The sequence below is a fragment of the Pseudorhodoplanes sp. genome (assembly GCF_046289595.1).
Taxonomy (GTDB): domain Bacteria; phylum Pseudomonadota; class Alphaproteobacteria; order Rhizobiales; family Xanthobacteraceae; genus Pseudorhodoplanes.
Genome location: NZ_JBKBVB010000029.1, coordinates 30,096 through 40,661 on the forward strand (window position 1 = coordinate 30,096; position 10,566 = coordinate 40,661).

The following is a 10,566-nucleotide window of genomic DNA, read 5'->3' on the forward strand; positions in this document are numbered from 1 at the left end:
GGCGCCGTGGGGCCGATTCGCAGCTCCCGCAGCGCCGCCGCCCACGTTATAGCTACGACGTTCCGGTATATAGGGTTTCTGCTTCGGAGGTCGGGCACACCGCGACACCGCAGCGCATCCCACCGCCGCACACGCTCGCCCCTGACCGGCGCCAGAACCCGCTAATCCAGGAGATCCTGAATTTCCAGTGGCTTATGCGCCGAATTGAACCATTCCGCGCGCGCCGCGGCCCGCCGTCGGCCCTTTTCGTCGATCGGGAGCCTCAGCGCGGCGAGCAGCGCCTGGACCTCTTCGCGAGCCGTCACATGGGACATGTTCGGGCGGGTTCCAAGCGTTGTCTCGTCGATGTCGTCGAGCGCGGTCAGTCCCCGAGGAAAAAACTCGCGATAAACGACGCGTTCGGAGAATCCGTCTGCCGCCCGAAACCCAAGCTGCAGTCCGAGGGCCCGAAGCCCCTCCGACAGCAGCCGCTTGTTGCGAGAACCCAGCGTCGACAGCCGGTTGCGCACAACGATCCAGTCAGCCGCCTCCTGGTCGACCTTGCGCCGCTGGCGGCGGGCATCGCGAACCATCTCCGAGTAATGGCTGGTGCCGGTCAGCGCATACGTCTCCGGATCGACAGTACCCAGAACGTCGAAATCGACGAAACTGTCATTCAACGGCGTAATCAGCGTATCGGCCATCGCATGAGCGAGCCGCATCAGATAGCAATCCGACCCCGGCGTATCGATCACCACGAAATCGTAGGCGTGTTCGACCGCACCGATGGTCTCGGCGAAGGCGGTAAACTCCGCATTCTCGTTTTCGTCATTGCGCACGCTTTCGGCGCGCGCGACACAGAAGTTCAGGGGAATTTCGAGCGGCAGGCCCGTCCGCCGCGCCCAGAGTTTGCGGTTCTGCACATAACGCGTCAGGCTCTTCTGACGCGAGTCCAGATCGATGGTCGCAACTTTCTGGCCCGCTTTCAGCAGCGCAATGGCAACATGAATGGCGGTCGTGGATTTGCCCGACCCACCTTTCTCGTTTCCGACGACGACGACGTGCGCTGACTTGCGAGGCCCAATACCCGCTTGGACCAACATAACGTCATTATCCCTGCCGCTGCTATCCTCTGCTCTCACCATGCGTCCGGTCAAGCATTCGTTGCGGCCGGGCGCGTTCATCATTAATCCGTGGCCGCACGGCAACGCGCGCCGGACGCATCACTCGGCGCGGACACTTGGATTGTGCCCGACGACTTGGATAGTGTCGCTGCTTCGTCCCGGAGGGTTCATGGCTCGCAAGCCCCTGATCGTCAGAACGGTATCGCCACTGCGAAAGGCGGTCGCGACATTGCGCAAGAAGCACGACAGCGTGGCGCTGGTCCCCACCATGGGTGCGCTGCATGACGGACATTTCTCGCTGGTCCGGCACGCACGCAAGCGGGCTGGCGCAGTTGCGGTCTCGATCTTCGTCAATCCGAAGCAATTCGCGCCGAACGAGGATTTCGGCTCCTATCCCCGCAATTTCGAACAAGACGTGGCGGCCCTCTCGAAACTGGGAGTCGATCTGATCTGGGCACCGACCGAAACCGCCATGTATCCCGGCGGCTTCTGCACCGCCATCACGCCAGGCGGGCCGGCCCTGGCCGGACTCGAAGACGCTTTCCGTCCGCATTTCTTTGGCGGCGTAGCCACCGTTGTCGCCAAGCTGTTCCTGCAGGTGACGCCGGACGTCGCGATATTCGGCCAGAAGGATTATCAGCAGCTCAAGGTCGTGACGCGGATGGCGCGCGATCTCGACCTGCCGGTCAAGGTCGTCGGCTGCCCGACCATGCGCGAGAAGGACGGCCTCGCCCTGTCCTCGCGCAACGTTTACCTTTCAGTTGAGGAGCGGGTGACCGCGCCCGTGCTCTATCGCGTGCTCAAGGAGAGTGCAGCGCGGATCAAGGCCGGCGAGCCAATCGCGGCGGTGCTCGCCGACGGTCGCGCCGCAATCGAAAAGGCCGGCTTCAAGGTCGACTATCTGGAAGGCCGCCACGCAGAGACTTTGGAAGCGGTCGTCAGCGCCGCCGACGGGCCGATCCGGCTTCTTGTTGCAGCGCGGCTCGGCCGCACACGGCTGATCGACAACCTCGGAGTGTGAAAAGCAAAGACGCGAGGCGAATAGCGCTATTCGCATCGCGCCATCGTTCGCTCGCCGTCACCGCCCAGGGAAGCCCGGGATCGACGGCAGTCCCGGAATCGCGGGCAGTTGCGGCGCGCCGGGGATGTTGCGCGGCAGATCGCGCAGGTTCAGACGCTGATTAATGATACCACGCCCGATATTTCTGAAATTAAAGACATTTCGCACCAGGTTACGGTCGCGCGCCAATTGCTGCGGCGAAATCGTCAGCGCATTGGCGACGACCTGCTGGGCTACCACCTGGATGGCATAACCCGTTGCTGCCTGGGTAAGCTCCGCGATGCGCTGGCCCTGGCGGTTGAATATTTCGATGCGGCCGACGGTACCGTTCTCGTCCTCATAGAGTTTGACATTGGTTGCACCACCCGGTCCGACCTCCACCACGCCGGTGGTACCGCGCACGCCGACGATCGCGGTTGGCGTGGTAATGCGCATTTCTCCGGTCTTTGCCACCTGCTCTGCGGCAAATCCGACGGTCCCGCGGGTCACGCTGACGATGGCATTGCCGCGCGCGCCCTTGCGATAGACGTACTCATCCACGGTGATCGAGGCATTGGCGGACAGACTGAAGGTCGATTCGTCGTCAAAGGTGACACCAAGCGCGCCGCTGGCATTGGTCGACAGCCGATCGCCTTTGCGGATGTCGTCGCCCTTCTTCAGTCCGCTTGCGGCGGCGCCGCTGCGCGCGACATTGGCCGCCGGCGTAACCGTCGCAACGCTCCCGACTACGCCGCCGGAAGGCGCCGCGGGCTTTGCCGGAGGCTTGCCGATCGGTGTCGGAAACGGATTACCGCCGCTCTGCCCGTGAACGGCCGCGGGAAGCAGGACGAGTGCGGTGCAGAGCGCAAGCGTTATCAGAATTTGTTTTTGTCGGACCACGTCGGCAGGCCCTTTGCGCGAACGCGCAGCGGCGGGACGAGCTTGCTACCCGAGCGAAGGCCGCACCGCAATCGTCGAAACCGGCGCTTCAAAGACTTGTGACGGCTTCGTGAGCACGCGCGGCGAACGGTATCGATCTGCCGCTCGTCGCTCGCTCACTTCGCAAGTGCAGGAGATAGCGCTTCTTTCACCGCCTTGCCCGAGATCGGCGGCCGCGGAAGCTTGGCCTCGCCCGGCTCCATCGCGAAGGTATAGGAGAAGGAATACCACGGCCCGGTCACGTCCCTTGCCGGCGGCGTCTCGTTGTCGTGCCGCACATAGTTCCCGATCAGCGCCTTGGTGACTCCGAACTGGACATCGGTCTCCAGCAGCGGATCGTCGTTGACATAGATTTGCGAGATCAACGTCTTGAAGCCGGGCTTGTAGATCAGGAAGTGAATATGCGCCGGGCGGTAATTATGTGGCCGCTTCACCGCCCGGATGAAATCGCCGACCGGGCCGTCCACCGGGATCGGATAGCCGGCAGGCAGGATGCTGCGGAAGGCGAAGCGGCCGTCCGCATCGGTGCGAAACTGGCCGCGCAAATTCATGTCGGCTTGGTTGGGATCCTGGTTTTCGTAGAGGCCTTCGGTCGAGGACTGCCAGACATCGACGATCGCGTCCGAGATTGGATCCCCCTTGCCGTCCACCACCTTGCATTCGGCAAACAGGGCCGGACCGGGCGTCGGCGAGCGCACGATCGAGCCGCCATTTTCGGTCTTGGGCGAGTCCATGCGCCAGAACGGACCGAGCATCGAGGCGGAGGTCTCGGTCTGCCCCTTGTTGCCGTTATTGAGGAGGCACACCAAGGACGAGACGCCGAGTGATCCGGCCATCAGCACCACCTCGTTGTGCGAGGCATCGGATTTCTGGCCGAGCCGCACAATGAAATTGCAGGCCTGGTGAAATTCCTCCTCGCTCAGCTTCGCCTCGCGGATAAAGCCGTGCAGATGCTTGATCATCAGGGTGACAAGCTCGCGCAACCGCGGGTCCGGCGTTTGCTCCATCGCCTTGAGAACTGCGACGGTCACTTCGTTCTGGTCGCCGATGATCATCGGGTTTCCTCCGCACGCTGCGCCCACCACCACATGAGGCGGCGGCTGGCTGCTCAGGGTGGGGACGATCTGGAATTATTCGTTTGCGTTATAGCAATTCGAGGCGGAAAAACTCAAAGCAATCCAAGCTCGCTGAGTTCGCGACGCATCTGTTCCGGCATGGTCGCCGCCCCCCGTCCGGTCCGGTCGAGGTCAGCCGGCGCCTCGGCGTCGGTCAGATAGCGCCAGCCCTGGAACGCCCGATAAGGGCGCGGTGCAACCAGCTTGATCTTCCCATCCAGGACGATGCGGCACCGCCCAATGCCGTCCTTGTCGACGAAGGGCCGCAGATCGAGGATGCGCTCGCGGCACATCACCTGGCCCTTGATGACCCAGTAGAGCGACCCGCCATCCAGCAACTCGTCCATGCGCTTGGGCACCATGCGCGTGGTATGAATGTGTTCCGGCGTCTGCCCACGCCGCTTCTTCTCCTTGAGGCGGGCGGACACCCACGATTTCAGGTCATCGACGGAATCGCAGCCCACACAGAGCTTGATCAGATGAAGCGGCATGCTCTCCCATAACGGCCGCGGCGCACCGCCGTCAAAGGTCGCGCGTTGCGCTCTCCACAGGTCAGCTCTGCGCGTCGATTGCCAGGATGCGGGCGCCCTCGGCAACCTGGGCGCCTGCGGTGACAGCAATCGCGGCGACCACCCCCTCGCGCGGGGCGACGATGGCGTGTTCCATCTTCATCGCTTCGATGATCGCGAGCCTGTGCCCTTTCGTCACTGTCTCCCCTTCGCTCACCAGCACCGCGAGCAGCCTGCCATGCATGGGCGCGCGCACAGTCCCGTCGCCCGCGCCCTGGTCGGCATCGGTTGCCTCGAAATCGGCAAGCGCAACTTCGGTCTGGCGTCCGCCGCGCAGCACGTAGACCGCATCTGGGGTCTCGATCAGCGCGGCGGATGGATCGGGCATGAAACCGCGCACGGTGACACGGGCAGCGCCGCCGGAGAAATCCAGCGCAGCAAGGTCGGGCTCGCCATTCACCACGATCGGAACCGTGGTGATGCGCGAGCCGGACAATTGAAAGCCATCGGCAATATCCCAGGGCGACGGCGCAGTGTCGGCATCGGCCGCCGGCAGGGGTCGCGTGCGCGCGATCAGATGCGCGGCCCCGCGCGCGGCCGCAGCTGCATCGATACCACCCGGCTCGAGACCGAGTTCGTCGCGATGGCGTGCAATATATCCGGTGTCGAACCGGCCATGGCGGAAGTCCGGCGAGCGGCACAGCGCCGACAGGAATGCGAGGTTGGTGCGCGGTCCTGCAACGATGGTGCGATCAAGCGCAGCGGCGAGCCGATCGAGCGCCGCCTCGCGGGTGCCGGCATGCGCGATCAGCTTGGCTATCATCGGATCGTAATAGGGGGAAATCTCGCCGCCCTGCTCCACCCCGCTATCGACCCGAAGCCCCTCGCCTGCGGGAAAGGACAACGCGACCAGCGTGCCGGTCGAGGGCAGAAAGTCGCGTTCGGGATCTTCGGCATAGAGCCGCGCTTCGACCGCGTGTCCGCGCAGCGGAATTTCGCTCTGGTTGGTGACAGGCAGACGCTCGCCCGCAGCAATGCGGAACTGCCATTCGACCAGATCGAAGCCGGTGATTGCTTCGGTGACCGGATGCTCGACCTGCAGGCGCGTGTTCATCTCCATGAACCAGAAGCCATCCCGCTTCAGCCCGCCCGCGCCGTCGGCGATGAATTCCACAGTGCCCGCTCCGGCATAGCCGACGGCTTTCGCCGCTGCGACCGCTGCCGCACCCATCCGCGCACGCAGATCGTCGGTTATGCCAGGCGCAGGCGCTTCCTCGATCACCTTCTGATGACGGCGCTGCAGCGAGCAATCGCGCTCGAAGAGATGGATCGCATTGCCGCGCTTGTCGGCGAAGATCTGGATTTCGATATGACGCGGCGCGGTGACGTATTTCTCGATCAGGACGCGGTCGTCGCCGAAGGCCGACGCCGCTTCGCGCCGCGCGGCGTCGATTGCGGCATCGAAATCGGCATGGCGTTCGACGAGCCGCATGCCCTTGCCGCCGCCGCCGGCGACCGCCTTGATCAGCACCGGATAACCGATCTCATAGGCCTTGCGTTTGAGAAAGGAACCGTCCTGCTGGTCGCCGTGATAGCCGGGCACCACCGGCACGCCCGCCTCCTGCATCAGCGCCTTCGCCCGATCCTTCAGTCCCATGGCGCGGATTGCAGCCGGCGGCGGGCCGACAAACACGATGCCTGCCTGCTCGCAGGCCTGCGCGAAGTCCGCATTTTCGGAGAGAAAGCCGTAACCCGGGTGGATGCAGGCCGCATTGCTCCGCTTTGCGACCGTCAGCAATGTGTCGATCGCGAGGTAGCTCTCGCGCGCGGGGGCCGGACCGATGAGATGCGCCTCGTCGCAAAGGCGAACATGGGGCGCGTTGGCGTCAGCTTCCGAATACACCGCGATGGTGCGCAGACCCATCCGGTGCGCGGTGCGCGCAATCCGGCACGCGATCTCGCCGCGATTGGCGATCAGGACAGAAGCGAACATGATTCCCCCGGGGCGCTTTCGGTCGGCAGGATGCCTGCGCCGGCGCGGCAAAGAAAGGCCCGCCGTCCGCGCCTTTATTGCTGCTGCGTGCCGGTGGTCTGCTGCGCCGAGCCGACGGGCTGGGGAAAAGGATCGGCGGTGGCTGGCGCGGCAGCGGCCGGAGGCGCGGACCTTGCAGGCGCGCTCTGTGCCTTTTGCGCCGGACGGCGCGGCGGCACGGGCGGCGAGGCAGCCTGTTGCGGCGCGGGCGCGGCCTGCGGTTTCGCCTCGGATTTGGGCTCTGGCTTTGGGTCCGGCCGGGCCGCGGGCTCGACGCCGTTTTGCCCGGTCCGGCCCGGTTCGTTCGACATGATGCTGACCGGCGGGATCGATGCCGCGCTTGGAAAATCAATATTCACCGGCTTGTGCGACGGAGGCTGCACCGTGAGCGCAGCGTCGCCAGGCCCCTCGGGTTGCGGCTGAGACGCAAGGGCTGGTGCCCGAGATCCGTCCGGCTTGTCCGCCCAACTCGCAGCGTACCGCGACACACGTTTGTCATAAGCGCGTTCGGCCATGTTCGCAGCAAGCCGGTCACGGCGCTCAACCAGTCCGAACGCAAAACAATCCGCGGCGCTGCAGCGGTCGCGTTCGACAAGGATCTGGGCATAGAAACCGAACCGGTCCGCCTCCAGACTGCGCAGCAGCGGGCCACGCAGGCTGTCATACGCCGGAGCGTCGCGCCGCGGGAGCGCGGCGAGATCGCGCAGCAGATCGATCCGGGCCGCCACGAAGTTAAGTGCCGCGGCGACCTGTTCCGGACCGGAAAACAGGGTTCGTTCGCAGGCCTCATGCACCAGCTCCCCGCCCGGCGCATCGAGGCAGGCGAGATTCGAACCAGGCGACGATACCTGTGCGTTGAGCGCCGCAAAGCGAGCTTCGATGGCGCGGCGCTGTTCGGTGCCGGCTTCATCGTCCATCCGCTCCAGAACCAGCCATCCGCCGCCGACCAAGAGCAGCGCCACCGCGCCAATGGCGAGCGCCTGGCGGCCGCCCATACGCGCAACCGCCAGGATCGCGAAAAGAGCCAGCACGGCCACGGCCGCCGCTGCTGCCCAGAGCGGAAAGGCAATCGTCTCAGTCATGTCGTTCGGACCGGCATAGCCATTGCCTTAGCCATTGCATTGCATATGCCGTTAATGTGGAATTGGACGCCTGAAAATCAGCCAATGCAACCCTCTTTCGGGAAGGTCCGTGTCGCCGCTCACACACCGCCGGCCGACCGGAAGGACGGCGTCAGATCGCTCGCCGCGGCGAAGGCGCCCTTGGCCTCGATGGTGGTCATGGCGAGGGTGGTCTTGAGCCCCGTGACTCCGCCTCCGCTGGCGGCCGCGAGCAATACCGCCGCGATCTGGGTTTCGCCAGGCGCCTCCGCGATCACGAGAAAGTCGTACTCGCCGAATGTCACATAATATCCGATCAGCCTGCCACCAACCTTCGCAAGCATCCGCGATACCGCATCGGAGCGATCTTCGGGGCTGATCACCATGCCCTTGATCGCCTCTCGGGTATATCGCCCCTGAGTGATGTAAATCGGCATGGTGCATTCCTCTCGCACATTCACCGGAACCTTTTCGAATCCGGCACGTTCGTCGTCCCACAATGGCGCCTTTCACGCCGGAATTGCGGCGCCGAAGGAGAAGACAGAGATGCGGCTTATTGTTGGAATGCTTCTCGGTGCGCTGCTGCTTGTCGCGGGCGCCTATTATCATGACAGCATGCAGACCTCGACGGTCGCGTCCGGGCCGACGGCGCCCCAGGCACGGCCCATGGTCAACTGGGACGTCGTCGAGACCAACTGGAATAGCATCAAGCTGCGCGTGCAGGAAGGCTGGGCCGACCTGCGGGCGCGCATCAATCGCGCTTGAGCGATTCTGCTGACTGAGGGTGGCCGCGGCTATTGGTGGCGGTCGAGCTGGCTTTCCTTTGCCACGCGCTCAAAGGCTTCCTCGGTGTTCTTGATCCGGTACTGATGCTCGTCACCGTCCGGCGGAAGCAGCTTCACGATCTTGAAGCTTCCGTCGGCACTGGCGCGATTCAAGGGCCCCGCAATGTAGCGGACCGTCTGGCCCACCATGAATTTATGCGATTTCAGCACGCTCAACTCCATTCATCGCGACAGGTTCGCCCTACCTGCGTCGGAACGCCTTTGCGGCTCCGAATTTTCATTAACATGTTGCATTATAGCAGCTAATCGCCGCCGCCGGGGAAAAATCTGGCTATTCGGAGGCGCAACAAAATACCTTTGAAATCATATAGTTATCGAAGTTTTCGGGGAAACGTTTTCAGGGCGATAGCCGACAGCGGAAAGCCGTGCGGTTTCAAAGAGCTGTGAGGGGCGAAACAGGCGTTGCTTCGCCCGCACCGGTTTGGCCGCTAAGGTTCCCCACATGCTGCGGAGCCTGACATTTCGCGGCCAAGAATTCTGCGCGCGTCATGCTGAATCTCGTCATCGCCTGCATCCTTGCCGCGATCCTCGGCTTCGCGGCCCACAGGGCCAGCATCTGCACGGTCCGTGCAGTCGCGGAATACACCCATTCCGGTACCGTCTACATGTTCGGCAGCATTGTTAAGTCGGCGCTTTGGGTCTTTGCGATCACGGTTCCGGTCTTTCTGCTTGCACCACAGACGGCAACGGCGCTGACCGGCTGGCAACTCACCTTCACCGCGATGTTCGGCGGCCTTCTGTTCGGCATCGGCGCCGGCATCAACGGCGCCTGCGCCTACGCCACGATGGCGCGCATGGTGGACGGCGAAGGCGGCATGCTGCTCACTGTCATGGGGTTTATCGTCGGGGTCCTGCTCTTCGTCGCGCTGATCGGCAGCGGGGCATTGACCCGTCCGGCGCCGACGTCGAGCCCGATCCCGGCCCTGCTGCATCTTGCGCCCTATGCTGCAACGCTGCTTGTGGCCTTGGCACTTTTTGAGCTTTTTCGGCTGTGGCGCAGCCGCGAACCGGGAACGACCTTGCGAACCGCGGTCCTTTCGCCTGCCTATCGCCTCTCCACCGCTGCGCTGCTGATGGGGCTCTCCGGCGGCATCATTCTCCTTCTATTCGGTTCGGCCGGTTATACGACGACCTTCCAGCAAACCATCGAGGCCCATGCCGGTGTGCGTCCAATGCCCACCCTCGGACGCTGGCTTGTCCTTTTTTCGGTGCTGCTCGGCATGCTGGTCTCGACACTGCAGCGCGGCTCGTTCCGTCCCGACTTTCGGCCGCGGCTGTCATGGCTGCGCAACATTTTCGGCGGCATCCTGATGGGGCTCGGCTGCGCGCTCCTGCCCGGCGGCAACGATGCGTTGATCCTGTACGGCATTCCAGGATTGTCGCCGCATGCGCTGCCAGCCTATGCCGCGCTTCTGCTCGGCATCTTTGTCGCCCTTATCGCCATGCGCGCGATCTTTCGTATGGAAATGCGTGTCGCCTGCCGCAATGACATGTATATCGCCGATGCAAGTTCCGACGCGGCAAAGGTCACCAAGTAACAGGAAACCCGTATGCAGGTGCAATTCGTCGGCTGCGGCGACGCGTTCGGATCGGGCGGCCGCTTTAACACCTGCATCCATGTCGCCTCCGACGAACGGAAATTCCTGCTCGATTGCGGCGCAAGCTCGCTGGTGGCGCTCCGAAAAGCCGGTGTGGATCGCGGCGCCATCGATGCGATCCTGCTCACACATTTCCACGCCGACCATTTCGGCGGCATTCCGTTTTTTGTTCTGGACCAGCAACTGAACGTCAAGCGAAGCCGGCCGCTGCTGATCGCCGGGCCGCCGGGCCTGCGGGAGTGGTACGCGCGGCCGATCTCGCGACACGGCCGGCCGGCGCGCCGGG

At 63.9% G+C, this 10,566-nt stretch carries 12 protein-coding genes; 4 read left to right on the forward strand and 8 right to left on the reverse strand.

Going from position 1 to position 10,566, the window contains the following annotated elements; translation table 11 throughout:
• Positions 1-161: 161 nt before the first annotated feature.
• Positions 162-1,082, reverse strand: coding sequence for a division plane positioning ATPase MipZ (locus tag ACK41X_RS08585; protein WP_409721356.1), 921 nt, complete (start codon positions 1,080-1,082; stop codon positions 162-164).
• Positions 1,083-1,272: 190 nt separating this feature from the next.
• Between ACK41X_RS08585 and panC the strand changes: the two genes are divergently transcribed.
• Positions 1,273-2,124, forward strand: coding sequence for a pantoate--beta-alanine ligase (gene panC / locus ACK41X_RS08590; protein WP_409721359.1), 852 nt, complete (start codon positions 1,273-1,275; stop codon positions 2,122-2,124).
• A 57-nt stretch (positions 2,125-2,181) separates the two neighbouring features.
• Here panC and ACK41X_RS08595 read toward each other — a convergent pair whose 3' ends face one another.
• From ACK41X_RS08595 to ACK41X_RS08620, 6 genes are all read right to left on the reverse strand, one after another.
• The gene (locus ACK41X_RS08595) at positions 2,182-3,042 is read right to left on the reverse strand and encodes a FecR domain-containing protein (protein WP_409721362.1); all 861 of its coding nucleotides are present in this window, start codon (positions 3,040-3,042) and stop codon (positions 2,182-2,184) included.
• 155 nt (positions 3,043-3,197) lie between these two features.
• Positions 3,198-4,136 (reverse strand): dioxygenase, encoded by a 939-nt coding sequence (locus ACK41X_RS08600; RefSeq protein WP_409721365.1) that lies wholly within the window; start codon positions 4,134-4,136, stop codon positions 3,198-3,200.
• A gap of 113 nt (positions 4,137-4,249) precedes the next feature.
• On the reverse strand, positions 4,250-4,687 hold the full coding sequence (locus ACK41X_RS08605) for a DUF1489 family protein (RefSeq protein ID WP_409721368.1): 438 nt from the start codon (positions 4,685-4,687) through the stop codon (positions 4,250-4,252).
• Between the two features lie 61 nt (positions 4,688-4,748).
• The gene (locus ACK41X_RS08610; protein WP_409721371.1) at positions 4,749-6,698 is read right to left on the reverse strand and encodes an acetyl-CoA carboxylase biotin carboxylase subunit; all 1,950 of its coding nucleotides are present in this window, start codon (positions 6,696-6,698) and stop codon (positions 4,749-4,751) included.
• A gap of 74 nt (positions 6,699-6,772) precedes the next feature.
• The gene (locus ACK41X_RS08615) at positions 6,773-7,819 is read right to left on the reverse strand and encodes a hypothetical protein (RefSeq protein WP_409721374.1); all 1,047 of its coding nucleotides are present in this window, start codon (positions 7,817-7,819) and stop codon (positions 6,773-6,775) included.
• A gap of 119 nt (positions 7,820-7,938) precedes the next feature.
• Complete coding sequence (locus tag ACK41X_RS08620) at positions 7,939-8,274, reverse strand: GYD domain-containing protein (protein ID WP_409721377.1); 336 nt, start codon at positions 8,272-8,274, stop codon at positions 7,939-7,941.
• A gap of 109 nt (positions 8,275-8,383) precedes the next feature.
• On the opposite strand from ACK41X_RS08620, the gene ACK41X_RS08625 reads away from it, so the two are divergent.
• The gene (locus ACK41X_RS08625) at positions 8,384-8,602 is read left to right on the forward strand and encodes a hypothetical protein (RefSeq protein WP_409721380.1); all 219 of its coding nucleotides are present in this window, start codon (positions 8,384-8,386) and stop codon (positions 8,600-8,602) included.
• Positions 8,603-8,631: 29 nt separating this feature from the next.
• Here the strand turns inward: ACK41X_RS08625 and ACK41X_RS08630 are convergent, their stop codons facing one another.
• Positions 8,632-8,844 (reverse strand): hypothetical protein, encoded by a 213-nt coding sequence (locus ACK41X_RS08630; RefSeq protein ID WP_409721383.1) that lies wholly within the window; start codon positions 8,842-8,844, stop codon positions 8,632-8,634.
• A gap of 326 nt (positions 8,845-9,170) precedes the next feature.
• Here ACK41X_RS08630 and ACK41X_RS08635 point away from each other — a divergent pair, with 326 nt between their 5' ends.
• A complete protein-coding gene (locus tag ACK41X_RS08635; protein WP_409721386.1) occupies positions 9,171-10,220 on the forward strand; it encodes a YeeE/YedE thiosulfate transporter family protein in 1,050 nt (349 codons plus the stop codon).
• A gap of 12 nt (positions 10,221-10,232) precedes the next feature.
• Positions 10,233-10,566, forward strand: a 334-nt coding sequence (locus tag ACK41X_RS08640) for an MBL fold metallo-hydrolase (RefSeq protein WP_409721389.1), incomplete at its 3' end; no start/stop codon positions are given.

Bases quoted from the DNA above. Each gene is read 5' to 3' on its own strand.
- ACK41X_RS08585 (WP_409721356.1), bottom strand. From the start codon at position 1,082: ATGTTGGTCCAAGCGGGTATTGGGCCTCGCAAGTCAGCGCACGTCGTC.
- panC (WP_409721359.1), top strand. From the start codon at position 1,273: ATGGCTCGCAAGCCCCTGATCGTCAGAACGGTATCGCCACTGCGAAAG.
- ACK41X_RS08600 (WP_409721365.1), bottom strand. From the start codon at position 4,136: ATGATCATCGGCGACCAGAACGAAGTGACCGTCGCAGTTCTCAAGGCG.
- ACK41X_RS08605 (WP_409721368.1), bottom strand. From the start codon at position 4,687: ATGCCGCTTCATCTGATCAAGCTCTGTGTGGGCTGCGATTCCGTCGAT.
- ACK41X_RS08610 (WP_409721371.1), bottom strand. From the start codon at position 6,698: ATGTTCGCTTCTGTCCTGATCGCCAATCGCGGCGAGATCGCGTGCCGG.
- ACK41X_RS08615 (WP_409721374.1), bottom strand. From the start codon at position 7,819: ATGACTGAGACGATTGCCTTTCCGCTCTGGGCAGCAGCGGCGGCCGTG.
- ACK41X_RS08620 (WP_409721377.1), bottom strand. From the start codon at position 8,274: ATGCCGATTTACATCACTCAGGGGCGATATACCCGAGAGGCGATCAAG.
- ACK41X_RS08625 (WP_409721380.1), top strand. From the start codon at position 8,384: ATGCGGCTTATTGTTGGAATGCTTCTCGGTGCGCTGCTGCTTGTCGCG.
- ACK41X_RS08630 (WP_409721383.1), bottom strand. From the start codon at position 8,844: ATGGAGTTGAGCGTGCTGAAATCGCATAAATTCATGGTGGGCCAGACG.
- ACK41X_RS08635 (WP_409721386.1), top strand. From the start codon at position 9,171: ATGCTGAATCTCGTCATCGCCTGCATCCTTGCCGCGATCCTCGGCTTC.